The 24,459-nt window shown below is 43.9% G+C and carries 20 protein-coding genes, 1 tRNA gene and 1 riboswitch; of the genes, 14 read left to right on the forward strand and 7 right to left on the reverse strand.

The annotated features are described in order from the left end of the window. Positions 1-2: 2 nt before the first annotated feature. The 5 genes from rsxD to Q5H80_RS04600 all read right to left on the reverse strand — a co-directional run bounded on the left by rsxD (position 3) and on the right by Q5H80_RS04600 (position 5,736). The gene (gene rsxD / locus Q5H80_RS04580; protein ID WP_304568982.1) at positions 3-1,049 is read right to left on the reverse strand and encodes an electron transport complex subunit RsxD; all 1,047 of its coding nucleotides are present in this window, start codon (positions 1,047-1,049) and stop codon (positions 3-5) included. After that, on the reverse strand, positions 1,049-3,952 hold the full coding sequence (gene rsxC, locus Q5H80_RS04585; RefSeq protein WP_304568983.1) for an electron transport complex subunit RsxC: 2,904 nt from the start codon (positions 3,950-3,952) through the stop codon (positions 1,049-1,051). Before rsxC ends, rsxD begins: the two co-directional genes overlap by 1 nt. A 7-nt stretch (positions 3,953-3,959) precedes the next feature. Continuing rightward, positions 3,960-4,553, reverse strand: coding sequence for an electron transport complex subunit RsxB (gene rsxB, locus Q5H80_RS04590; protein ID WP_009848647.1), 594 nt, complete (start codon positions 4,551-4,553; stop codon positions 3,960-3,962). A 2-nt stretch (positions 4,554-4,555) separates the two neighbouring features. Then, positions 4,556-5,134: an electron transport complex subunit RsxA gene (gene rsxA, locus Q5H80_RS04595; RefSeq protein WP_004734039.1), complete on the reverse strand. Its 579-nt coding sequence runs from the start codon at positions 5,132-5,134 to the stop codon at positions 4,556-4,558. A gap of 526 nt (positions 5,135-5,660) precedes the next feature. Then, a tRNA-Asn gene (locus Q5H80_RS04600) sits at positions 5,661-5,736 on the reverse strand. Between the two features lie 509 nt (positions 5,737-6,245). Here Q5H80_RS04600 and uvrB point away from each other — a divergent pair. The 3 genes from uvrB to luxU all read left to right on the forward strand — a co-directional run bounded on the left by uvrB (position 6,246) and on the right by luxU (position 10,348). Then, the gene (uvrB, locus tag Q5H80_RS04605; protein WP_304568984.1) at positions 6,246-8,276 is read left to right on the forward strand and encodes an excinuclease ABC subunit UvrB; all 2,031 of its coding nucleotides are present in this window, start codon (positions 6,246-6,248) and stop codon (positions 8,274-8,276) included. 314 nt (positions 8,277-8,590) lie between these two features. Further along, a complete protein-coding gene (gene luxO / locus Q5H80_RS04610; protein ID WP_009848645.1) occupies positions 8,591-9,979 on the forward strand; it encodes a quorum-sensing sigma-54 dependent transcriptional regulator LuxO in 1,389 nt (462 codons plus the stop codon). Between the two features lie 24 nt (positions 9,980-10,003). Continuing rightward, the gene (gene luxU, locus Q5H80_RS04615) at positions 10,004-10,348 is read left to right on the forward strand and encodes a quorum-sensing phosphorelay protein LuxU (RefSeq protein WP_009848644.1); all 345 of its coding nucleotides are present in this window, start codon (positions 10,004-10,006) and stop codon (positions 10,346-10,348) included. Positions 10,349-10,432: 84 nt separating this feature from the next. Here luxU and Q5H80_RS04620 read toward each other — a convergent pair whose 3' ends face one another. Further along, the gene (locus Q5H80_RS04620) at positions 10,433-11,320 is read right to left on the reverse strand and encodes a YvcK family protein (protein ID WP_304568985.1); all 888 of its coding nucleotides are present in this window, start codon (positions 11,318-11,320) and stop codon (positions 10,433-10,435) included. Between the two features lie 194 nt (positions 11,321-11,514). Next, positions 11,515-11,667: riboswitch (molybdenum cofactor riboswitch) on the forward strand. On the opposite strand from Q5H80_RS04620, the gene moaA reads away from it, so the two are divergent. The 11 genes from moaA (at position 11,656) to Q5H80_RS04675 (ending at position 21,848) form a co-directional block, all read left to right on the forward strand. Continuing rightward, positions 11,656-12,645 (forward strand): GTP 3',8-cyclase MoaA, encoded by a 990-nt coding sequence (gene moaA, locus Q5H80_RS04625; protein WP_304568986.1) that lies wholly within the window; start codon positions 11,656-11,658, stop codon positions 12,643-12,645. It overlaps the preceding riboswitch by 12 nt. 89 nt (positions 12,646-12,734) lie before the next feature. Then, positions 12,735-13,247 carry a molybdenum cofactor biosynthesis protein B gene (gene moaB, locus Q5H80_RS04630; RefSeq protein ID WP_004734027.1) on the forward strand — a complete coding sequence of 171 codons (513 nt, stop codon included), beginning with the start codon at positions 12,735-12,737 and terminating at the stop codon, positions 13,245-13,247. Between the two features lie 12 nt (positions 13,248-13,259). After that, entirely contained in the window at positions 13,260-13,739 is a 480-nt protein-coding gene (gene moaC / locus Q5H80_RS04635; RefSeq protein ID WP_304568987.1) for a cyclic pyranopterin monophosphate synthase MoaC, read from the forward strand. Then, a complete protein-coding gene (gene moaD / locus Q5H80_RS04640) occupies positions 13,736-13,981 on the forward strand; it encodes a molybdopterin synthase sulfur carrier subunit (protein ID WP_009848640.1) in 246 nt (81 codons plus the stop codon). Before moaC ends, moaD begins: the two co-directional genes overlap by 4 nt. A 2-nt stretch (positions 13,982-13,983) precedes the next feature. Further along, a complete protein-coding gene (gene moaE, locus Q5H80_RS04645) occupies positions 13,984-14,457 on the forward strand; it encodes a molybdopterin synthase catalytic subunit MoaE (protein WP_304568988.1) in 474 nt (157 codons plus the stop codon). Between the two features lie 660 nt (positions 14,458-15,117). Then, positions 15,118-16,749: an ABC transporter substrate-binding protein gene (locus Q5H80_RS04650; protein ID WP_009848638.1), complete on the forward strand. Its 1,632-nt coding sequence runs from the start codon at positions 15,118-15,120 to the stop codon at positions 16,747-16,749. 111 nt (positions 16,750-16,860) lie between these two features. After that, the gene (oppB, locus tag Q5H80_RS04655) at positions 16,861-17,781 is read left to right on the forward strand and encodes an oligopeptide ABC transporter permease OppB (protein ID WP_012603542.1); all 921 of its coding nucleotides are present in this window, start codon (positions 16,861-16,863) and stop codon (positions 17,779-17,781) included. A gap of 15 nt (positions 17,782-17,796) precedes the next feature. Continuing rightward, on the forward strand, positions 17,797-18,699 hold the full coding sequence (gene oppC, locus Q5H80_RS04660) for an oligopeptide ABC transporter permease OppC (RefSeq protein ID WP_009848636.1): 903 nt from the start codon (positions 17,797-17,799) through the stop codon (positions 18,697-18,699). A gap of 52 nt (positions 18,700-18,751) precedes the next feature. After that, positions 18,752-19,723: an ABC transporter ATP-binding protein gene (locus Q5H80_RS04665; RefSeq protein WP_009848635.1), complete on the forward strand. Its 972-nt coding sequence runs from the start codon at positions 18,752-18,754 to the stop codon at positions 19,721-19,723. After that, a complete protein-coding gene (gene oppF, locus Q5H80_RS04670) occupies positions 19,720-20,706 on the forward strand; it encodes a murein tripeptide/oligopeptide ABC transporter ATP binding protein OppF (protein WP_017062172.1) in 987 nt (328 codons plus the stop codon). The genes Q5H80_RS04665 and oppF overlap by 4 nt, the downstream gene beginning before the upstream one ends. 194 nt (positions 20,707-20,900) lie before the next feature. After that, positions 20,901-21,848 (forward strand): glutathione S-transferase family protein, encoded by a 948-nt coding sequence (locus tag Q5H80_RS04675; protein WP_304568989.1) that lies wholly within the window; start codon positions 20,901-20,903, stop codon positions 21,846-21,848. 34 nt (positions 21,849-21,882) lie between these two features. Here the strand turns inward: Q5H80_RS04675 and Q5H80_RS04680 are convergent, their stop codons facing one another. Continuing rightward, a complete protein-coding gene (locus Q5H80_RS04680; protein WP_304568990.1) occupies positions 21,883-24,225 on the reverse strand; it encodes a cache domain-containing protein in 2,343 nt (780 codons plus the stop codon). Between the last annotated feature and the right edge of the window lie 234 nt (positions 24,226-24,459).

Genomic DNA, 24,459 nt, shown 5'->3' on the forward strand with positions numbered 1-24,459 from the left:
CCTTAGTGACCGTATGTACGAGGTTTGGTGTAGTAGTCAATCAGTGGAACACACATGTTGGCTAACAATACAGCAAACGCCACGCCATCAGGGAAACCACCCCAACTGCGGATAATAAACACCAACGCGCCAATTAGAGCACCAAATACTAAGCGACCCTTTACTGTCGTCGAAGCCGAAACCGGATCGGTTGCAATGAAGAATGCACCAAGCATGGTTGCGCCAGACAGTAGATGAATGGTCGGTGATGCGGTTTCACCGGGAGTGAACATCAAGAACACTAGGCTAAATAGGGTCAAGCTACCCAGAAATGCTACAGGGATATGCCATTGAATCACGCGTTGTTTGATAAGCACCAAGCCGCCAACAAGGTAAGCAAGGTTTACCCATTCCCAACCCACGCCAGCTAACCAGCTAAATTGAGGTTGAGACAGAGCTTCAGAAGCTGTGTTGCCTGCCGTTAGTGCGGTTTTGAAGGCATCGAGTGGCGTCGCCATAGTGGTACCATCAATACCAAGACGAGCTTGTTGTAGAGACAAGCCTTCATTATTGAAACCAGTAAAGACCATCAAGAGGGAGTCAACAAAGCTCGTTGCTTCAGCCGTTAAGTTAGTAGGAGCATTCCAGCTAGTCATCTGAACTGGGAATGAGATCAGCAAAACAACGTAAGCCACCATTGCAGGATTAAATGGGTTTTGCCCAAGGCCACCGTATAGATGCTTTGCAATGACAATAGCGAAGAACATACCTATGACGAGAATCCACCATGGTGAGTGCGGAGGAATCGCGACACTTAACAGCCAAGCGGTCACAACAGCGCTGTAATCACGAAGCGCCATAACAGGCGGACGTTTTCTTAGCAACATAACGGCTGCTTCAAAGGTAACTGCAAGTGCAATAGCAAATACTAACTGGATGAGCGTACCCCATCCGAAGAAGTAGGTTTGAGCTAGTAGACCTGGCAATGCACAAATAGCGACCCATTTCATGAGATCAGGGGTGCTTCTACGACTGTGCGCGTGCGGTGAGCTGGCGATAAAGAAGGCCACTACTCTTTCTCCTCATTATTCTTTTTGTCTTGCTCTTGCTGCGTCTTTCTTGCTTTAGCACGAGCAATTGCGGCAGCAACTGCTGCTTTTTTAGGATCGACTGGTTCTTGTTGAGTTTCAGCCTTTACTTTAACTACAGGTTCAACAACAGATTCAGGCGCTTCTGCCGACTCTTCCTGTTTCGCTTGTTGTGCTTTTCTTGCTTTAGCACGAGCGATAGCCGCGGCAACGGCTGCTTTTTTAGGATCGACGGGTTCTGATTGAATTTCAGCTACCACTTCAATTTCAGGAGCGATTTCTTCCGCTTCGACCTGCTTAGCTTGCTGTGCTTTCTTCGCTTTAGCGCGAGCAATAGCCGCAGCGACTGCATCTTTTTTGGCATCACCAGAGCTTTCATCTGGAGCTTCGCTTTCTGTTTGAGTAGAAGATTCTGCTTCTTGAGCCTTTTTGGCTTTAGCACGAGCGATTGCCGCGGCAACGGCTGCTTTTTTAGGATCGACGGGTTCTGATTGAATTTCAGCTACCACTTCAATTTCAGGAGCGATTTCTTCCGCTTCGACCTGCTTAGCTTGCTGTGCTTTCTTCGCTTTAGCGCGAGCAATAGCCGCAGCGACTGCATCTTTTTTGGCATCACCAGAGCCTTCATCTGGAGCTTCGCTTTCTGTTTGAGTAGAAGATTCTGCTTCTTGAGCCTTCTTGGCTTTAGCGCGAGCGATAGCTGAAGCAACAGCATCTTTCTTAGCGTCGCCAGTACTTGCAACTGGAGCGTCAGGCACTGATTCCGCCTGCTGAGCTTTCTTCGCTTTAGCACGAGCAATAGCTGCGGCGACGGCATCTTTCTTAGTGTCACCTGATTTTTCAACCGGAGCTTCAGAAGCTGATTCTATTTGCTGTGCTTTCTTGGCTTTAGCTCGAGCGATTGCCGCAGCAACAGCATCTTTCTTAGCGTCGCCAGTACTTGCAACTGGAGCGTCAGAAGCCGATTCCGCTTGCTGAGCTTTCTTCGCTTTAGCGCGAGCAATGGCCGCAGCGACCGCATCTTTCTTAGCATCGCCAGTACTTTCAGTCGGAGCATCAGAAGCTGATTCTGCTTGTTGAGCTTTCTTCGCTTTAGCACGAGCGATTGCCGCAGCAACTGCGTCTTTCTTAGTATCACCTGAGCTTTCTGCAGGAGTATCAGCTGCTGCTTGTTGTGCCTTGCGCTCTCGAGCTTGTCGTTTACGTTCTTCACGCAGTTTCGACATTTCAGAATTGTCTGGTTCAGCGCTATCCGATTTCTGAGCCGCAGCTTGTTTTGCTTTTGCCTTGGCAATCGCAGCAGCAACCGCAGGTTTCACCGTTGGTTCCGCATTAGGAGCTTGGTCTGCCGCGGCTTTTTGCGCTTTAACGCGAGCAATCGCAGCTGCAATCGCATCATCACCATCCGCAGACTTCATATCTTTACGACGGTTGTCAGCTGCTTTCTTAAAGCGGTTTTCACGTTCTGCTTTGTCACGCTCCATACGAGCGTTTTTCTCTTCGAAACGAATCTTGGCGCGCTCTGCAGCTGTCGCTTCGTCTTTTCTTGTTTTGATTTCGGCTTTCGCTTGGCGATAGTACTGAACAAGAGGGATCTCACTTGGGCAGACAAACGCACAAGCACCACATTCAATACAGTCTTTAATATTCAGCTCTTCACACTTATCCAACTCGTTGGCTTTGGCATGCCATTGCAGTTGTTGAGGAAGTAGAGACGCAGGGCAAGCTTCAGCACACGCGCTGCAACGAATACATTCCATCTCGTAGGTGCTTGGTGAGATCTCTCGACGCGTTGGCGCTAAAATACAGTTTGACGTTTTAGTGATTGGCACATTGGCATGCGGCAAGGTAAAGCCCATCATCGGGCCACCTAAAATCAAACGTGGCAGTTTTTTATCCGCTTTGTAGCCAAACTCTTCTAGTAACTCGTGTACTGGTGTACCTAATAGTGCCCAAACGTTACGAGGTTGCTTAAAGGTTTTTCCGGTTAAAGTCACCACACGGTTAACCACGGGTTCACCGTCGATTACTGCTCTCTTAATTGAGTAGAGAGAGCCAACGTTTTGAACTAATACACCAATGTCTGCAGGGATGCCGCCAGCTGGAACCTCTTTGTTGGTGAGGATCTTGATAAGTTGTTTTTCACCACCAGAAGGATACTTAGTTGGGATCACACGAATGACGATATCTTTGTCTTTCGCCGCAATCTCAAGTGCTTTTATCGCACCTGGTTTGTTGTCTTCAATGCCGATAACGGTCAGCTTTGGTTGAAGGATGTGTTCAACCACTTCGATGCCTTTTAATACTTCTTCGGCATGCTCTTGCAGCAACTTGTCATCTGAGGTGATGTAAGGTTCACATTCCGCCGCATTGACGATCAAAATGTCGGTACGACCTAAGCCTGACTGAAGCTTTTTGGCGGTAGGGAAGCCTGCGCCACCCATGCCTGAGATACCAGCTTGACGAATTACATCAAGCAGTTCGTCGGATGTCTTTGTAGAAAAATCTTCAACCGGGTGTTTTTCAACCCAAGCGTCTCGGCCATCAGGTTTAATAACCACGCACATTTCGCTCAAGCCCGAAGGGTGAGCTGTGGTTCTTGGTTCAATAGCGGTAACCACACCCGATGTTGGTGCGTGTACTGGTAAAGTAAAACCTGTGTCTAAGGCTGTCAGCTGTTGGCCTTTTAACACAGTGTCGCCAGCAGCAACCAATAAGTTACCTGGCTTACCGATGTGCTGTTTTACAGGAAGAACGATTTCCTCAGGAAGCCTTGCATGAACGATGTCAGTGGTATTGGACTGTTTTTTGTTTTCAGCAGGGTGCACGCCGCCCGGGAAGTTCCAAATAGAGCCCGTGCGAATTTGTTCAATTAAAGAGATCATACTAACCCTATGCCTTAGGCTCTGATGCGGTCGCATCAGTTGCTTGGTTAGTGATATCAGTAACAGGAATGATGTTCATCTGCCATTTCCAATTTTCAGTCGTTGTTGCCACTGGAATCATTTCGATACAGTCGGTTGGGCAAGGCGCAACACATAGATCACAGCCTGTACATTCATCTTTGATCACGGTGTGCAGTGCCTTGGTGCCACCAACAATGGCGTCAACAGGACAGGCTTGAATACACTTGGTACAGCCGATACACATATCTTCATGAATGAAGGCAACGGTTTTTACTTTGTTATCTAGGTCATGAGCGGAGTCTTCAACTTCTACGCCCATTAAGTCTGCGAGTTTCTCAATGGTTGCTTGGCCGCCTGGAGGACACTTGTTGATCTTATCTCCATTCGCGATCGCCTCCGCGTATGGGCGACAACCAGGGTAGCCACACTGGCCACATTGAGTTTGCGGTAAAATGGTATCGATTTGATCAACGATCGGATCAGCTTCCACTTTAAAGCGGATAGAAGCAAAGCCCAAAATAGCGCCAAAAATAGCGGCTAAAGCGGCGAGTGCAATGATTGCAATTAAGATGGTACTCATGCTTATTTCACCAACCCAGTAAAGCCCATAAATGCCAGAGACATTAGACCTGCTGTGATCATCGCAATCGATGCGCCTTTGAATGGCATTGGAACATCAGCAACCGCAATACGTTCACGCATTGCAGCAAATAGGATCAATACAAGAGAGAAACCAACCGCTGCGCCGAAACCATAGATGATCGACTGAATGAAGTTGTGGTTTTCATTGATGTTCAGAAGTGCCACACCTAACACCGCACAGTTGGTGGTGATAAGAGGCAGAAAGATACCCAATAGGCGATAAAGGGTAGGGCTGGTTTTGTGAACGACCATTTCCGTAAATTGAACAACCACCGCAATAACCAAGATGAAACTCATGGTACGCAGGTATTCAATACCCAGAGGGGTAAGGATGTAGGTTTCTACTAGGTATGCAGATACCGACGCTAACGTCAGAACGAAAGTCGTCGCGAGGCCCATGCCAATCGCAGTCTCCAACTTCTTGGAGACGCCCATAAATGGACATAGCCCTAAAAACTTCACTAGCACAAAGTTATTGACTAGCACTGTGCCAACCAACAACAAAAGGTATTCGGTCATAATGGATTAATTCTTGAGATTCCGATCCCGATATTATCCTGTTTTGCTCACCTAATAACAACCAAGGATCACTAGGGATTTAGACACTTGGTGAAAAAAACATCAGGTAATCGATTGATTACCAAAGCTGCAGTAAGTATAGACATAGATTTTGATGGTGTGAGTGTGCAGCGGTATATCACAATGATCTTTGTCTGATCATTTGAGTACTCATTGATTTCAATTTTGTCTTCGGCAAAAAGGTAGAAATTGGTTGAAGTAAATAGTGATTTTTTGAGTCTATTGATTGTTGCTCACTCAATGCTGTTGCTCGGTTGCTTAGAGGGCTTTTAGGAAAGTGAGCAGGTTAAAACGCAAAAAGCCGCATCGAGTGATGCGGCTTCTTTAAATTCGGCCCCTTTGTCGAGACTCGGACTCGCGCGGGTAGCACGGTCCGACGATTCGGGTGTGACATTAACTTGGAGCAAGTTAGTCGCAGTTATATACGAAAAAAGCCCAATCTTTCGATTGAGCTTTTTCCTGAATTTGGCTCCCCTTGCAAGACTTGAACTTGCGACATACGGATTAACAGTCCGCCGTTCTACCAACTGAACTAAAGGGGAATTGCTTGTTAGCGACGCGAATTCTAATAAGACTCCTATTTTCTGTCAATAAAAAATAGCAGAAAAAAATAAGATAAAAAACTTTACTTTCTTGAACGCCTTATCAGATTTAGCTTTGCTTTAGTTATCCACCAAAATTGTGGATAAGTATGTGCGTGAAACTTTAACAACAATAATTGGGATAAATCTGAAAATGTTAAAATCTGCGGTAACATGATGTATTTAAAAGTTTTATATCGAAATGTCACGATTGTATAACTTTTTAAGATTATAAAATAAACAGTAAAACAAGTGCTATTTTTAGATTTTTTGGGGAAAAGTAGTGGATTAAAAATCGAGTGATTTAGCTGAAGAGATCTTGCAGGGGCACGGATAATACCAAGTTCCAAAAATAAAAGCTATAACTGATATCTAATCTTAAGATGCATTTCTCTAGATAATAGTTGCAACGACACTCCTCCTAGAGTGACAATGACCTGATTAAATAAACAGTATGGAAATGGCGACCTATGAGTAAACTCTTTGACTTGGTATCGGACTACAGTCCGTCCGGTGACCAGCCGACGGCGATTACCAAATTACTAGATGGACTAGATTCTGGTTTGGCGCATCAAACTCTATTAGGGGTAACGGGCTCTGGTAAAACATTTACCCTTGCTAACGTCATTTCCCAATCTCAAAGACCTGCAATATTGTTAGCGCCTAATAAGACTCTGGCAGCTCAACTTTATGGTGAGATGAAGTCATTCTTTCCAAATAATGCCGTTGAGTATTTTGTTTCTTACTACGATTACTATCAACCGGAAGCTTACGTTCCAACTACGGATACGTTTATAGAGAAAGATGCGTCTGTAAATGCTCATATCGAACAGATGAGACTTTCGGCGACCAAGGCCTTATTAGAGCGAAAAGACGCCATCATTGTGGCTTCTGTATCGGCTATCTATGGTCTGGGTGATCCTAAGTCGTATTTGAAAATGATGCTTCACTTGAGTCGTGGTGAGGTTATGGATCAGCGTGATATTTTGCGCCGTTTGGCGGAGCTACAATATTCAAGAAACGACGTCGCATTTGAACGAGGTCAATTCCGCGTGCGTGGTGAAGTGATTGATGTTTTCCCGGCTGAATCTGATCAAGATGCGGTTAGAATTGAGATGTTCGATGACGAAGTCGATTGTATTAGTATCTTTGACCCACTAACTGGTGCAGTTAAGCAAAGAGACTTGCCGCGCTTTACGGTTTATCCAAAAACTCACTATGTGACTCCAAGAGAGAAAATTCTTGAGGCGATTGAGAACATCAAGGATGAACTGCGTGATAGAACCCAATATCTAAAAGACAACAACAAACTTCTTGAAGAGCAACGTATTTCCCAAAGAACTCAGTTCGATATAGAGATGATGACAGAGCTCGGATTCTGTTCGGGTATTGAAAACTACTCTCGTTATTTGAGTGGACGTAATGAAGGTGAAGCACCACCAACCTTATTTGATTACTTACCTAATGATGGTCTGCTGATCATCGATGAATCACACGTTACCGTGCCGCAAATTGGTGCCATGTATAAAGGTGACCGCTCGCGTAAAGAAACCTTGGTTGAATTTGGTTTCCGTCTGCCTTCGGCATTGGATAACCGTCCAATGAAGTTTGAAGAATTTGAGTCTATAGCTCCGCAAACGATTTTTGTGTCGGCAACGCCAGGCAATTACGAAATCGAAAAATCAGACGGTGAGATTGCTGATCAAGTGGTGCGTCCTACTGGTTTGTTAGACCCAATTATCGAAGTAAGGCCTGTCGCGACTCAGGTTGATGACATATTGTCTGAAATCAGAATACGTTCAGTGAAAGAAGAGCGTGTACTTGTCACGACGCTAACTAAGCGAATGGCAGAGGACTTAACTGAATACCTGAGTGAGCATGGCGTTAAAGTTCGTTACTTACACTCTGATATCGATACCGTTGAACGCGTAGAAATTATCAGAGACCTACGTTTGGGCGAGTTTGACGTGTTAGTGGGCATTAACTTACTTCGAGAAGGTTTGGATATGCCGGAAGTATCGCTGGTGGCGATTCTTGATGCTGATAAAGAGGGCTTCTTACGTTCTGAGCGTTCTTTGATACAGACCATTGGCCGTGCAGCTCGTAATTTGGAAGGTCGAGCAATTCTATATGGTGACTCGATTACTAAGTCGATGAGAAAGGCGATTGATGAAACCGACCGCCGTAGAGAGAAACAGCAGGCCTACAATGAAGAGCAAGGTATCACGCCGCAAGCGCTTAAACGTAATATCAAAGACATTATGGAGTTGGGTGACTTGACCAAGTCGAAACAACAGCGACAATCTAAGCAAGTTCCACTATCTAAGGTGGCAGAACCTTCTGAAAACTATGCAGTGCTTACACCACAGCAGCTTGATAAAGAGATCAGTAAACTGGAAGCGGCAATGTATCAACATGCTCAGAACTTGGAATTTGAATTGGCGGCACAGAAGCGTGATGAAATAGAACAATTGAGAAAGCAGTTTATTTCTAATAGCTAACTTCACATCTTACTTAAGGCGTTTATACCCATAACAATAACAATAACAATAAGAATTGAGAATGCTTCAGACAAAAAACAGCCAGTAGTAAATGTTCTACTGGCTTACGTTTGTGGACACAAAGTCCACTAACAACGTCAGTTGGCTAGGTGACCCGAAGGTCATTTAGATAACTGCATCGTTCGTGCCACATAGATAACACATTGATTGTTTGAAGCAAGCAAACGAACACAGTATAAATAGTGTGGTTAATTTGCATAATGCAAAGCGGAATGCGATTATAATAAGAAATGCAAATTATAAATGGCTAGGATATGCAATCAAAAACGTTAGATAACAAATCGAAGTATTTGTTAATGGTAGAAGATACCGCGTCGGTAGCAGCGTTATATCGATCGTATCTTACACCGCTCGAAATTGATATTAACATTGTCGGCACAGGCCGCGATGCAATCGAGAGTTTGAACCATCGAATCCCAGACCTCATTTTATTAGATCTACGCCTGCCCGACATGACGGGGATGGATGTACTGTTTGCTGTAAAACAAAAATATCCGGAAGTTCCCGTTATCTTCATGACCGCTCACGGCTCGATTGATACCGCAGTAGAAGCCATGCGACATGGTTCCCAAGATTTCCTTATCAAGCCGTGTGAAGCCGACCGACTCCGCATTACGGTGAACAACGCGATCCGCAAAGCCACTAAACTTAAAAATAGCTCGGAACATCCAGGAAATCAGAACTATCAAGGCTTTATTGGTAGTAGTCAAACCATGCAGCAGGTTTACCGAACGATCGATTCTGCCGCATCCAGTAAGGCCAGTATTTTCATCACTGGTGAAAGTGGTACCGGTAAAGAGGTATGTGCTGAAGCCATTCACGCTGCGAGTAAGCGTGGTGATAAGCCATTTATCGCGATCAACTGTGCAGCGATTCCTAAAGACTTGATTGAGAGTGAACTGTTTGGTCATGTTAAAGGGGCCTTTACGGGTGCTGCAACCGACCGTCAAGGCGCTGCTGAGCTTGCAGATGGTGGAACCCTGTTCCTCGATGAACTGTGCGAAATGGACTTAGAGCTACAGACTAAGCTGCTGCGCTTTATCCAAACTGGTACTTTCCAAAAAGTGGGCTCTTCGAAGATGAAGAGTGTGGATGTTCGTTTCGTATGTGCAACCAACCGCGACCCTTGGAAAGAAGTTCAAGAAGGTCGCTTTAGAGAAGATTTATACTACCGTTTATATGTGATTCCACTGCACTTACCGCCATTGCGTGAGCGTGGTGAAGATGTCATCGAAATTGCGTATTCTCTACTCGGCTATATGTCGGTCGAGGAGGGCAAGGCGTTCGTACGTTTTGCTGAAGAAGTACTCGATCGCTTTAATCAATATGAGTGGCCGGGGAACGTTCGTCAGTTACAAAATGTGTTGCGAAATGTAGTGGTACTGAATAATGGTAAAGAGATTACTCTCAATATGCTTCCACCGCCATTGAACCAACCAATTGAAAACAGTCTCCGTTTAAAAGAGAAGCAGAACGAAGACATCACGGTAAAAGATATTTTCCCATTGTGGATCACTGAGAAAACGGCTATCGAACAGGCCATCAAAGCGTGTGACGGTAACGTTCCTCGTGCGGCAGGTTTCTTGGATGTCAGCCCATCGACGATATACCGTAAATTGCAAACATGGAATGCGAAGCAGTAATCACCAAATAATAAGAAAAGAGCAATGATGATAATACTAAATCAGCAAAAAGTTGATGAACTAGCCGGTGAAATAGGGCAAGAGAATGTCCCAGTGTTACTGGAAATATTTTTAGGTGAACTGAAGGGATACTACGAACATTTAGAGCTAAATAAAGAGTCAGACACATCTAAGTATTTAGCGGATATTAGCCATGCACTTAAGAGTAGTGCTGCGAGCTTTGGTGCGGACTCTTTGTGCAGTTTTGCGATTAGCCTAGATGCAAAAGTGAAACAAGCGCTGCCAATGACAGAGGTCGACTTTCAAGGTATGCAGGACATTTTATTGTCCACCTACCAAGAGTACCAACAGTTAATGACAGAGCTTTAAAGCACTAAAGTGGTCAGTCATCAATAAACTTAAAAAGGAGCATCGTGCTCCTTTTTTGTTTGGTAAATAGATTTAGAAAATCGCCTAAACTAACTGATCCCTTATTGCTTGTTGGAGTTTTACGCGGTCGTGTCTCCAATCTCTATTTGGAGAGGCAAGGTCAGTAGTCACGCAATTCCATAGCCCTTTAAGTTCCGGATGGGGCGCGTTACCCAATACAATGTCGATCTTTCTCGCCTTGCAGGTACGTTCGCACCACTCCAATTGCTCTTGTAGCGTCATTTTCCCTGCAGGTCCATGCTCTGGCGACAGGTTTTCAACGAAGATAACCTTGGCTTTAGTATTATCTGCGATCGCTTTACCAATCTCTGGCAGTAGAAGGGGCGGCATAACACTGGTTAGAAAACTTCCCGGACCAAGCACGATACAGTCTGCTTGTTCGACAGCTGCAACGGCCTCTCTGGTCGCTGGCACTTCTGGGGACAAGTCCATCATGCGCAGCTTTTCTGTCATGTCATCAACGTTGGTTTCGCCAGTTACCCAACGGCCGTCCATTGACAAAGCGGTGAGATCGGAAGGATGTTCCGTCATTGGCACAATATTCACATCGACCTTAAGCATGTTACGAATTAGGTTGATCGCTTCCAATGGGCGAACAGAAAGGTTGTCTAGCGCAGTAAGCATCAGGTTACCGAGGTTGTGACCATCGAGTTCACCTTGACCGCGAAAGCGGTATTCGAACATCATCGAACTGATCGAAGGCTCGGTGATTAGTTGGTTGATACAGTTACGAGTATCACCCCAAGCGATGCCACCTTGGCAATCTCGAATTCTTCCGGTGGAACCACCGTTATCTGTGGTTGCAACAATGCCTGTCGCGTTGCTACCAAAGTCTTTTAATGCCGCAAGCATACGACCTAAGCCGTGACCTCCACCAATTGCGACAACTTTCTTTGAAGAGTAAATATTCATTTTTTGTTCTTGTTAGATTATTACCAACTATAATTTAGGTTAAATGCTTCTCGTCAGATACTCAACAAGAGTTATTTTGAGGGTTTGATACAATTTTTTTGCTGATGTGACTCGTTTTTTGTCATCAAAGCTAGATTCACGTACAAATATTAAGTATTTTATTACTCAGCTACTGCGCGTGTGAATATAACGAGCAGTTGCCATAACTCCGAGCTCTCGCATGCTAAGTCGCACAGTGGTATTTGCTGTACCGATACGCATCAAGAGCCAGTGACATGTTGTCACAAGGGCTTAATTGGAAATGATTATGCCTCCCGTGTTTGGAAAGGTGTTCCGTGGCGCAACAATTCGAAGATAGATTCCATCGCAAGTTTTATTACTTGCGCTTGTCGGTTACAGACGTCTGTAACTTTAAATGTACTTACTGCTTGCCAGATGGTTATAAACCGTCAGGGCAAAAAAACTCGTCTTTTTTAAGTGTTCCCGAGATCAAACGCGTTGTTAAAGCGTTTGCAGATTGTGGTACCTCAAAGATCCGCATTACAGGCGGAGAGCCGAGTCTGCGTAAAGACTTTCCTGAAATCATACATACCGTTGCTTCTACTCCAGGCATTGAAAAAGTAGCCACTACAACCAATGGTTACCGCATGGAGAAACAAGTAGAGCAATGGCGTGATGCTGGTTTAACTCATATAAACGTCAGTGTGGATAGTTTAGATTCGCGCATGTTCCATCAGATCACTGGTGAGAACAAGTTTACTGAGGTTATGCGAGGTATTGATAAAGCGTTTGAGGTTGGCTTTGAACAAGTCAAAGTCAACGTCGTATTAATGAAAGACCTCAACAGTCAGGAATTACCAGCCTTCCTTAATTGGATCAAAGATAAACCTATTCAATTACGTTTTATCGAGCTGATGAAAACCGGCGAGATGGATGAGTTGTTCGATAAACACCATGTGTCTGGCGTTGCGATTCGCAACCAACTTATTGCTAATGGTTGGCTGCTAAAAATCAAAGCCGTTAATGATGGCCCTGCGCAGGTATTTGTCCACCCTGACTACAAGGGTGAAATTGGTTTGATCATGCCTTACGAGAAAGACTTTTGTGAGAGTTGTAACCGACTACGCGTTTCTGCGACCGGTAAACTTCATTTATGTCTGTTTGGCGACCACGGTGTTGAACTGAGAGACTTGATTCAAGAAGAACAACAAGAGCAAGCGCTCATTGACCGAATTCAGGCTCAGCTTCAAACCAAGTCCGTTAGCCACTTTTTACATGATGGCAACAGCGGCATGACTCCAAACTTGGCGTCAATCGGCGGTTAACCCGCTATACACTCTAAAGCATTTTATCGCTCAGCTTATTTAGGCTGAGCGAATCAGTCTAATCATTGAAAATTTATATAGGTGAGCAAATGGGTCACGCAGAAAGCAAATTTCAAGCAGCAAATATCGCAGTACTAACCGTTTCAGATACTCGTACAGAAGAAAACGACACGTCAGGTGGTTACCTAGCTGAGCACGCTAAAGAAGCTGGCCACAACGTAGTTGATAAGCAAATCGTTATTGATGATATGTACAAGATCCGTGCGATCGTATCTAAGTGGATTGCTGATGAAAGCGTACAAGCTATCATGATCACTGGCGGCACAGGCTTCACATCACGTGACAGCACCCCAGAAGCACTTAAGCCACTGTTCGACAAAGAAGTAGAAGGCTTTGGTGAGCTCTTCCGCCAAGTGTCTTACGAAGAGATTGGTACTTCGACGATTCAATCTCGTGCAATCGCGGGTTTTGCGAACCACACGGTTATTTTTGCAATGCCTGGTTCTACAGGTGCGTGCCGAACAGGTTGGACTAAGATCATCAAGCAACAGATGGATGCTAGCCACCGTCCTTGTAACTTCATGCCACACCTTTCTGTATAAGGTGGTTTGAATATGAGCCAATTTACACACATTAACGCCTCTGGCGAAGCGAACATGGTCGATGTATCGGCTAAAGCGGAAACAGTACGCGAAGCGAGAGCAGAAGCATTCGTTCAAATGTCAGCAGAAACACTAGATCTGATTGTTTCTGGTAGTCACCATAAAGGTGATGTTTTCGCAACAGCGCGTATTGCTGGCATCCAAGCGGCTAAGAAAACGTGGGACTTGATTCCACTGTGCCACCCTCTACTACTAACTAAAGTAGAAGTGCAGCTAGAAGCTATCGAGTCTGAAAACAAGGTTCGCATTGAATCTGTTTGTAAACTTGCGGGTAAGACGGGCGTTGAGATGGAAGCGCTTACGGCTGCTTCCGTTGCTGCACTGACGATTTACGATATGTGTAAAGCTGTTCAAAAAGACATTGTTATCGAAAATGTACGCCTGTTAGAGAAGATGGGTGGTAAATCTGGTCACTTCAAGGTGGAATCATGATTACTGTACTGTTCTTTGCTCAAACTCGTGAACTTGTCGGTGTCGATAGCCTAGAAGTCGATGCACAATTCAATACTATTGAAGCGATTCGCAGCCACCTTGTAACACAAGAAGGCAAATGGGATATCGCATTGGAAGAGGGCAAACTTCTGGCTGCGCTTAACCAATCAATCGTACCTTTGACGACTGAAGTGAAAGACGGCGATGAAGTGGCTTTCTTCCCACCTGTTACTGGAGGTTAGCCATGAACGACTCTCGAGTTATTGATCCAAGAGTAGTAGTTACTGCAGAAGATTTTTCTGTGGGTGACGAATACGATTATCTAGCTCAAGGCACAGCAGCAGGAGCGGTAGTGACGTTTGTTGGTAAAGTTCGCGACATGAACCTTGGCGACAACGTGATTGGTTTGTCTCTAGAGCACTATCCGGGTATGACAGAGAAGTCGCTGAGCGAGATCTGTGATCAAGCTGAAGCGCGCTGGCCTATTCAGAAGATGCGAGTGATTCACCGTGTTGGTGATTTAGATATCGGTGACCAGATTGTTTACGTTGGTGTATCTAGTGCGCACCGAGGGGCTGCCTTCGAAGCGTGTGAGTTTGTTATGGACTTCCTCAAAACCAGAGCGCCGTTTTGGAAAAAGGAAAGAACGACAGAAGCGACTCGTTGGGTTGATTCTCGCGATTCAGATACCAAAGCTGCAGAGCGCTGGGAAAAGTAAATTATCCCACATAATGTTTCGTCCTTAATGTGATAACGCATTTCAGGTTAGGACCTAGGTAACAAAGCCGACGTTGAACGTCGGTTTTTTTGTGCGTGCTACAAAGTCATTTATAAAAAACATGGTATTTATTAAATGATTAGTCATTCAAGATGCATATAAATTCTTTGACTTGTTTTTTCTGTATTGGTGCCGCCCTGCACCCGCTTTGGTGCAGTGCATTATGCTGTTTTGTATAAGGTGATAACCCTCACAAATAGTACAGTCTATTTAGGGGATATGTGATGTGCACTTAGATTTGATGTGGCATTAATGTTAACTTATTAAAGGTGTTCTAGCATAAGATGCTAAAAAAAAGTATCAACACAGATACATCAACACTAAAGGCTGTTATTTAATAAATCCCTATGTGTAAATCACTATTCATTAGGATTTTATTAGATATTTACACTGATACCTTGAATATTTCGGAGAATTATCCGATTTTTTGCGACTTGTTTATGGCAAATTACTTCAATGGTTGATAGTGTGTGCCTCAATCTTTGTAAGGTTTTAGATTTTTATGCTTATATTTTAAGCTAAATAAATCTAAATCACTGCCGTTCAGTGAACTTTGCAAAGAAGTCATGGATGCAATACGAAAAACTTGGAGTTTATTAAATGTACAAGAATAAAATCACTCAGGCCCTTCTTCTAGGTGCTGGTTTGGCAGTGGCTGCCACTTCTACTCTTTCTATCGCTGCTGAAGTTCCAGCAGGTACAGAACTAGCAAAAGTTCAGGAACTTGTTCGCGGTAACGGTACTGAAGTTGCGACTATCGACCCACACAAATCTCAAGGTGTACCAGAATCTCACGTAATTCGTGATCTTCTAGAAGGTCTAGTGAACCAAGATGGCGAAGGTAATACTATCCCTGGTGTTGCTGAAAGCTGGGAAACGACAGACAATAAAACATTCACTTTCCATCTACGCAAAGATGCAAAATGGTCTAATGGCGATCCTGTAACAGCTGAAGATTTCGTTTACAGCTGGAAACGTGCAGTTGATCCTGCCACTGCTTCTCCATACGCTTGGTACATGGAATATACCAAGATGGTGAATGCGAAAGACATCGTAGCGGGTAAGAAAGACAAGAGTGAGCTAGGCGTTAAAGCTGTAGATGCAAACACGCTTGTTGTTGAATTAGAAACAGCGGTACCATACTTCGTAATGATGATGGGCCACACAACAGTGAAGCCAGTACACAAGGCAACTGTTGAAAAATTCGGTGACCAATGGACTAAGCCTGGTAACTTCGTAGGTAACGGCGCATTTTCTGTTGATAAGTGGGTTGTTAACGAACGTCTAGTTCTAAAGCGTAACGACCAATACTGGAACAACGACAAAACTGTTCTAAATAAAGTAACCTTCCTACCAATCGAAAACCAAGTTGCGGAAATGAACCGTTTCCTATCTGGTGAAATCGACTTCACAAATGAACTTCCAACTGAGCACTTCAAGCGTCTTAAGAAAGAGCACGCAGAAGACGTATCTGTAGCCGGTAACTTGTGTACTTACTACTACATCTTCAACACGAAGAAAGCTCCATTTGATGACGTTCGCGTACGTAAGGCTATCTCTTACGCAATTGACCGTGACATCGTGACTGGCGCTATCTTAGCGCAAGGTCAAAAACCAGCATATTTCCTGACGCCTGAAATCACAGCGGGCTTCGATCCTGAGCTTCCTCAGTACGGTACAATGTCTCAAAAAGAGCGTAACGTAGAAGCGGCACGTCTTCTTGAAGAAGCGGGTTACGGCAAAGACAATCCACTAAACTTCAACCTACTTTACAACACTTCTGAAAACCACAAGAAGATTGCTGTAGCACTAGGTTCTATGTGGAAGAAAACACTGGGTCTTAAAGTTACACTTGAAAACCAAGAGTGGAAAACTTACCTATCTTCTAAAGATTCTGGTGACTTCGAAGTAGCTCGTGCTGGTTGGTGTGGTGACTACAATGAAGCGTCGTCATTCCTAACGCTAATGAAGAGTAACAACACTACTGGTGGTGTTCACTACGACAGCGCGGCTTACGATCAAATTATTGATAAAGCACTAAACTCGACTTCAGAAGAAGAGCGTAAAGCACTTTACCTTGAAGCTGAGGCGCTAATGGCTAACGATATGCCTATCGCACCTATCTATCAATACGTGAAATCACGTCTACTAAATCCGCACGTTGGTGGCTTCCCTACTAATAACGCGGAAGATAAGATCTTCTCGAAAGACTTATACATCAAGGCTCAATAAGCTTCGATTCTAAAAAGTTAATATAACTATAACGATACAGACACTACATGCGTAATACGCGCATGTAGCGTCTTTCTAATTTTAATTGTCACAGACTGAAAGAGTGAGTTTATGCTTAAATTCATTATGAAAAGGATATTTGAAGCAATTCCAACGATGTTGGTGTTGATCACTATATCTTTCTTTCTCATGCGTTTCGCACCGGGTAACCCGTTTTCAAGCGAGCGTCCATTACCGCCAGAAGTTATGGCTAACATCGAAGCTAAATACGGCTTAGATAAACCAGTATTTGAACAGTACACCACGTACTTAACCAACATCCTTCAGGGTGATTTTGGTCCATCTTTCAAATATCAAGATTACACAGTAAATGAGCTGATTGCTGTAGCACTTCCAGTATCTGCGAAGGTAGGCTTCGTTGCCTTTATCTTTACGTTAATTATGGGGGTCACCGTCGGTACTATAGCCGCGTTGAAACACAATACCTGGGTTGACTACACCATAATGTCGACAGCCATGCTCGGAGTGGTGATGCCATCCTTCGTGTTGGCACCAGCGCTTATTTACCTTTTCTCCCTGCACTGGAATATATTCCCAGCAGGTGGTTGGCATGGCGGCACCTTCGCGTACATCGTGCTACCTGTTATTGCGATGTCTCTTCTATATGTAGCTACCTTTGCTCGTATCACTCGCGGTAGCATGATTGAAACTCTAAACAGTAACTTTATCCGTACTGCTCGTGCTAAAGGTCTAAGTTACCGTTATATCGTTCTTAAACATGCGCTTAAGCCAGCAATGCTACCTGTTGTTTCATACATGGGGCCTGCGTTCGTAGGTATCATCACAGGTTCAGTTGTTGTTGAAACCATCTTCGGCCTACCGGGTATCGGTAAGCTGTTTGTTAACGCCGCGTTTAACCGTGATTATTCGTTAGTAATGGGTGTAACCATTTTGATTGGTTTCCTATTCATCTTGTTCAACGCTATCGTTGATATTTTACTAGCGCTTATTGACCCGAAAATTCGCTACTAGCAGGGACGCATGGTTATGTTGAAGAAAAAAGAAAACTTAGAAGCGATCGAAAAATTCTCTGAGAATTTGGAAATTGAAGGTCGTAGTTTGTGGCAGGATGCGCGTATTCGTTTTATGCGCAACAAAGCGGCAATGATCAGTCTGTTCATTCTAATTATCATGGTGCTATCGGTAATCTTCTTACCTATGTTGGCGCAGCATGCTTACGATGATACTGATTGGTACGCAATGCACGTTGGTCCAAATGCGGATCACTGGTTTGGTACCGACAGTTTAGGTCGTGACTTATACGTTCGTACAATGATCGGCGGCCGTATTTCTCTTATGGTTGGTGTGATGGGCGCATTTGTAGCGGTACTGATTGGTACGCTTTATGGTGCAGCTTCCGGTTTCATTGGCGGTCGTACTGACCGAGTGATGATGCGTATCCTAGAGATCTTGTACGCAGTACCATTCATGTTCCTTGTGATCGTACTAGTAACATTCTTTGGTCGTAATATTGTACTTATCTTTGTTGCTATCGGTGCGATTGCTTGGCTCGATATGGCACGAATCGTACGTGGTCAAACGTTGAGTCTACGTAGTAAAGAATTCATCGAGGCTGCTCACGTATGTGGTGTAAGTAAATGGAAGATCATTACACGTCATATTGTACCGAACGTATTGGGTATTGTTGCGGTTTACTCGACGCTACTTATTCCAAGCATGATCCTTACTGAATCATTCTTATCTTTCCTTGGTCTTGGTGTTCAAGAGCCTATGACAAGTTGGGGCGCACTGTTACAAGAAGGTTCGCAAACAATGGAAGTTGCTATTTGGCAACTGGCATTCCCAGCGGCATTCATGGTAGTTACGCTGTTCTGCTTTAACTATGTAGGTGATGGTCTGCGTGATGCGCTTGATCCAAAAGACAGATAAGAATTAATAGCAAATAAAAATACAAAAGCTATAAAAGATTAAGGAAGCAATGATGAGCTTATTAGATGTCAAAGATCTGCGCGTCGAATTTACCACGCAAGATGGTATCGTAACCGCAGTAAACGATCTGAACTTCTCACTTAACCAAGGCGAAACGCTGGGCATTGTTGGTGAGTCGGGTTCGGGTAAATCTCAAACGGTATTTGCACTGATGGGACTGCTGGCGAAGAACGGCATCATCTCAGGTAGCGCAAAGTTTGAAGGCAATGAAATTCTTAACCTGCCTGAAAAAGAGCTGAACAAAGTACGCGCTGAACAGATCGCGATGATCTTCCAAGATCCAATGACATCACTGAATCCTTACATGAAAGTATGTGATCAGCTGATGGAAGTGCTTATGCTGCATAAAGGCATGGGCAAAGCGGAAGCGTTCGAAGAATCAGTACGTATGCTTGAAGCGGTGAAAATTCCTGAAGCTCGTAAACGTATTACCATGTACCCACATGAGTTTTCTGGCGGTATGCGTCAACGTGTGATGATCGCAATGGCACTACTGTGTCGCCCTAAATTGCTTATCGCTGATGAGCCGACAACGGCACTGGATGTAACCATTCAAGCGCAAATCATGGAATTGCTGAACGAACTTAAAGATGAGTTCAATACGGCAATCATCATGATCACCCATGACTTGGGTGTGGTTGCTGGTTCGTGTGACAAAGTACTTGTGATGTACGCAGGTCGTACAATGGAATATGGCACGGTTGATGAAATCTTCTACGAGCCAAGCCACCCTTATGCGGAAGGCCTGCTTAAAGCGATTCCTCGTTTGGATACCGAAGGTGAAATTCTACCGACGATTCCAGGTAACCCACCTAACTTACTTCGCCTACCAACAGGTTGTCCTTACCAAGACCGTTGTCACCGTGTAATGGACCGTTGTAAGCAAGAAGCACCGATTCTACAGCCATTTGCTAAAGACCGTCAGCGTGCTTGTTTTTCAGACTGGGAGACTTGGACAAAATGAGTAAAGAATTACTATTAGATATTAAAGACCTAAAAGTTCACTTTAGCATTGCGGCTAAGTCTGCTTGGCCTTGGGCGAAACCATCAAACCTTAAAGCGGTTGATGGTGTTGATGTTCACCTTTACGAAGGCGAAACGCTAGGTGTGGTCGGTGAGTCTGGTTGTGGTAAGTCGACTTTTGCACGCGCAATTATCGGTTTGGTTGAAGCGACTGAAGGTCAAGTGATGTGGTTAGGTCAGGACCTGACTAAGATGCAAGAAGTGAAACGTCGTGAGACTCGTAAAGAGATTCAGATGATCTTCCAAGATCCGCTAGCATCACTCAACCCGCGTATGTCTGTTGGTGACATTATTGCTGAGCCTCTAGAGACTTTCTTCCCTGAACTTTCTAAACAGGAAGTGAAGGATAGAGTTAAAGAGATGATGGCAAAGGTTGGTCTACTACCAAACGTAATCAACCGTTACCCCCATGAATTCTCTGGTGGTCAGTGTCAGCGTATTGGTATTGCACGTGCGCTTATTTTGAAACCTAAGATGATCATCTGTGATGAACCTGTTTCTGCACTCGATGTATCTATCCAAGCTCAAGTAGTTAACCTTCTGAAAGAGCTACAGAAAGAACTAGGTTTGTCTTTGGTATTCATCGCGCACGATTTGTCGGTGGTGAAACACATCTCTGACCGTGTATTGGTGATGTACTTAGGTAATGCTGTTGAGCTAGGTGAATCAGATGCCTTGTTTTCTGACCCTAAGCACCCGTATACCAAAGCATTGATGTCTGCAGTTCCGATTCCAGACCCACGCTTAGAGCGCAGCAAAACGATTCAGATGTTGGAAGGTGATTTACCATCGCCAATCAATCCGCCATCAGGTTGTGTGTTCCGTACTCGTTGCCCACAAGCAACAGAGGCTTGTGCGCAAACTAAGCCAACCATTCAAGGCGATGACGTACACGCAGTATCTTGCTTGCACGTACAAGTCTAGAGCCTATTTAAAACGGTTCAGCCTGTGACAGGCTTAAGCGCAACTTGTTTATGAGTTGCGCTTTTTTTGTACCTAAGGCTCCATATTAAATAAGCTTCATCAAATAATTCGAACAACTAAGCCAACTTCTTCTAGTTTTGAAAAAGTTGGCTTTTTTTATACTAGAGAAAAGTTTGGATGACAGAGGTTTGGATATGGGCAAGTTAGTTGAAGGTGTTTGGCACGATGTGTGGTATGACACCAAAGAAAGCGGTGGTAAGTTCGTTCGTGAAGATGCGGGTTTTCGTAACTGGGTAGAGAATAAACCTGGTGCGCAATTTGAGCCAGAAAGCGGCCGTTATCACTTATACGTATCGTTAGCTTGTCCTTGGGCGCATCGCACGCTGATCTTTCGCGAGCTTAAAGATCTAACCGATCACATTGACGTGACAGTCGTTTGCCCCGATATGATGAGTGAAGGCTGGCAAATGGGCTTACCTGAACCTCTGTTTGGCCACACCCGCATGCACCAAATCTATACTCAAGCCAAACCTGACTACTCGGGTAGAGTGACGGTGCCTGTGTTGTGGGATAAAAAGACTAACACCATTGTGAGTAACGAGTCGTCTGAGATTATCCGTATGTTTAACTCAGAGTTTAACGAACTGACAGGCAACACGGATGATTACTATCCGTGGGAACTGGCAAGCAAGATTGATGAATGGAACGACTATATCTATCCGAACATTAATAACGGCGTTTATCGTACCGGTTTTGCAACAACACAAGAGGCCTATGAAGAAGCGTATGACGCGTTATTTGAAGCCTTAGACAAAGTTGACGCTCACCTTAGTGATCACCGTTATTTAGCGGGTAACGAGATTACAGAGGCAGATTGGCGCTTGTTTACCACTCTGGTTCGGTTTGATGCGGTGTATGTTGGTCACTTTAAGTGTAACAAGCAGCGAATTACAGACTACGTCCATATTCAGGGTTACTTAAAAGAGCTCTACCAGATCGAAGGCATCAAAGAGACGACCGATTTTTACCATATCAAGCGTCACTACTATTATAGTCACACTGGTATCAACCCGACGCATGTGGTGCCTAAAGGGCCTGAACTGGATTTAGACTCCCCCCATGAAAGAAGTTATTTAATTTAACTTACCGGAACACAGCGTCAGGCTTGAGAGCGATTTACACTTCGATAGTTTCTCTTTGATTTTGTAGCTCTAGATACTCAATAAGGTCTGACGCGCTTACCGGACGAGAGTAGTAGTAGCCTTGAACTGCGCTGCAGTATAATTGCTGAATGTGCTTGAGCTGTTCTTTAGTCTCAATACCTTCCACAACCAATTCGAAATTGAAAATACTTGCTAGAGAGGTAATCGCTTCAACCAGTGCAAATTGCCTTGCATCGGTATCAATAGTATCTATGAATGATTTATCAATCTTGATCTCATTGATAGGAAGTGAGGCAATATAGCTTAATGATGAGTAACCCGTACCGAAATCGTCGATGGAAACTTGCATTCCCAGTGCTTGGAAGCTGTTCATTACCTGCGTCACAGCTTGCAGATCTTCAACGAGAACACTTTCTGTAATCTCAATTTTGATTTTTTCTGGTGCCATTGCATATTTAGCTGCAAGCTCTGAGAAGCGTTCAACTAAATTACGCTGAGTAAATACGGCTGGAGATAGATTGATAGACAAAGATAGGGATAGCCCAAGTTCACGGTTGATAGTGCTAATTCGGCGCATGCTAGTTTCAGCGACAAAGAACGTAATGTCATTAATGAGGCTAGTTTTTTCTGCCATGCTGATGAACACATCAGGTGGAATGAATCCTAACTTTTTGTTTTGCCAGCGACATAGAGCTTCTACTCCTAACACTACACCTGAATGTACGTCGACTTGAGGCTGATAGTGAACGTACAGCTCTTCGTTATTTAAAGCTGAATTAAGTGCATTCTCAATCTCGAGTTTACTGTGAATATCATCAGAAATAGACTCGTTAAATAGTTGAATAATACCTTTGCTTGTACGTTTCGCGAAATAGAGTGCCATATCAGCTTTAGAGATTAACATTTCGATATTGTCAGCATGATCGGGGGATAACGATACGCCGATGCTTGTCTTAATCGATAGGCTTTCCCCTTTGATATTGTAAGAGCGTTCGATTGCCTGCTTAATCTTGCTGAGAATTGGTGTCAAAGATTCAGCTGTCGGTAGATTGTCTATAATCGCAATAAACTCATCTCCGCCAAAACGGAAATACATTTCATTCGGCTCAGTTAAATGTTGTAGAGTTTGAGCAATATTTTTGAGCAGTTGATCCCCATAGCCATGACCATGAGCGTCGTTAATATTTTTAAAATCATCTAGGTCGATAAAAAGTACGGCGATTTTAGTCGTATTTTGTATGTTTCTTTCTTGTATGACCGCAAAGCTCTCTTTTAATGCAGTTCGGTTGTAAAGACCGGTGAGTGAGTCATGATGAGCTAAGTAAGATAACTCTTTACGATTTTGCTCCAATTTATGGAAGTCACGCCTTATTTGGCCTTGGAAAGTAGTAAAGCGACGTGCAATAGCATTACTGGTATAGAAACTAAGAATCAGTAGGGTAACGAAACCTGCACCACTGTATATGACGAGCTCGATGGTATCGCGTTTTAACGACTCTTCTGTAAGTCGTTTATGAGTGACTGAATATTGGTTAATGGCTTGGGTATAGGCACTACCTACGATAAACCAGTCCCAATCGGGAATTTTCGTTATATAGTTCAGAGTGCTAGAGGACTGGCTGTTGTTGGATTTTATTCCGAGAGTTACAAAGCCTTCATGGTTTGCTTCTATGATGTCCTCATTCAAGATAAAAGATTGAAATGTAGGATGCTTTGTTCCGACTAATTCCGGTGACTCATGAGCTAGGAAAACGCCTTTTTTGTCGATCACGAACAACTGGTCAGAATCAGGAAGCTTAAGGCTATTAAGCCAATTGAGTGATTGCTTTTTTAAATCATTTTCAACGTCAACGACATAATCACCTGAACTTATCACCCAGTCTAATGGTTCAAAATAGATAGAGTACCCAATTTTTTCGTACTCTGCTTGATTGTCACCCGGTTTGTGAAACCACCATCTGTAAAAGCTAGTCTCTTTTTCAAGCGACAGTTTAACCATTTCAGTAACAATAGCTGTGCCTCTTGTGTCTTTGAGTGTGGAAAGATCTTGACCTTCGAGGTGGGGCCAAAATGGGTGCATGATGCCTTTAGATTGGCGATCAACAATAAAAAGGTAACCACGGTCGCTATTGAAGCGAATGTCTTTTAATGCACTTTTTATGACCGATTCGATGACTTCTCTTGGCTGCGAACTGTTGTCTTCGTAAAGACGAGTTGATATTCGATGAGCTTCTTCTAGTCGTTCTTTTACGACTGCTTTCAGCTCTGATTCAGTGGTTGATTTTAAATAGAGAACTTGGCTTTTTGCTACGTCTACTTGGCTTTTTAGCAATTGTTTGTGTTGGTCCTTAAACAATTGTTCAGCTCTAAGTAGTTGTTTTTGATTTGATAGGTGTGAGTTATACAAAAATGAAGAAATTAGTACGAGTGAAAAAAGTGCGATAAAGCTAACTGGGAGCCATTTGATCAACGTGATCAGCCGAGTATCTGACGTCATAGTGTTATGAAATACAAAGAAGTTTATTTATTATGTAAAATAATATAACAAAACAAATCATCATTGCGAAGAATAAAAACGTCAAAGATCGCA

Origin of the sequence: Vibrio sp. SNU_ST1 (genome assembly GCF_030563405.1) — a bacterium.
GTDB lineage: Bacteria > Pseudomonadota > Gammaproteobacteria > Enterobacterales > Vibrionaceae > Vibrio.

Bases quoted from the DNA above. Each gene is read 5' to 3' on its own strand.
- rsxC (WP_304568983.1), bottom strand. From the start codon at position 3,952: ATGATCTCTTTAATTGAACAAATTCGCACGGGCTCTATTTGGAACTTC.
- rsxB (WP_009848647.1), bottom strand. From the start codon at position 4,553: ATGAGTACCATCTTAATTGCAATCATTGCACTCGCCGCTTTAGCCGCT.
- rsxA (WP_004734039.1), bottom strand. From the start codon at position 5,134: ATGACCGAATACCTTTTGTTGTTGGTTGGCACAGTGCTAGTCAATAAC.
- uvrB (WP_304568984.1), top strand. From the start codon at position 6,246: ATGAGTAAACTCTTTGACTTGGTATCGGACTACAGTCCGTCCGGTGAC.
- luxO (WP_009848645.1), top strand. From the start codon at position 8,591: ATGCAATCAAAAACGTTAGATAACAAATCGAAGTATTTGTTAATGGTA.
- luxU (WP_009848644.1), top strand. From the start codon at position 10,004: ATGATGATAATACTAAATCAGCAAAAAGTTGATGAACTAGCCGGTGAA.
- Q5H80_RS04620 (WP_304568985.1), bottom strand. From the start codon at position 11,320: ATGAATATTTACTCTTCAAAGAAAGTTGTCGCAATTGGTGGAGGTCAC.
- moaB (WP_004734027.1), top strand. From the start codon at position 12,735: ATGGGTCACGCAGAAAGCAAATTTCAAGCAGCAAATATCGCAGTACTA.
- moaC (WP_304568987.1), top strand. From the start codon at position 13,260: ATGAGCCAATTTACACACATTAACGCCTCTGGCGAAGCGAACATGGTC.
- moaD (WP_009848640.1), top strand. From the start codon at position 13,736: ATGATTACTGTACTGTTCTTTGCTCAAACTCGTGAACTTGTCGGTGTC.
- moaE (WP_304568988.1), top strand. From the start codon at position 13,984: ATGAACGACTCTCGAGTTATTGATCCAAGAGTAGTAGTTACTGCAGAA.
- Q5H80_RS04650 (WP_009848638.1), top strand. From the start codon at position 15,118: ATGTACAAGAATAAAATCACTCAGGCCCTTCTTCTAGGTGCTGGTTTG.
- oppB (WP_012603542.1), top strand. From the start codon at position 16,861: ATGCTTAAATTCATTATGAAAAGGATATTTGAAGCAATTCCAACGATG.
- oppC (WP_009848636.1), top strand. From the start codon at position 17,797: ATGTTGAAGAAAAAAGAAAACTTAGAAGCGATCGAAAAATTCTCTGAG.
- Q5H80_RS04665 (WP_009848635.1), top strand. From the start codon at position 18,752: ATGAGCTTATTAGATGTCAAAGATCTGCGCGTCGAATTTACCACGCAA.
- oppF (WP_017062172.1), top strand. From the start codon at position 19,720: ATGAGTAAAGAATTACTATTAGATATTAAAGACCTAAAAGTTCACTTT.
- Q5H80_RS04675 (WP_304568989.1), top strand. From the start codon at position 20,901: ATGGGCAAGTTAGTTGAAGGTGTTTGGCACGATGTGTGGTATGACACC.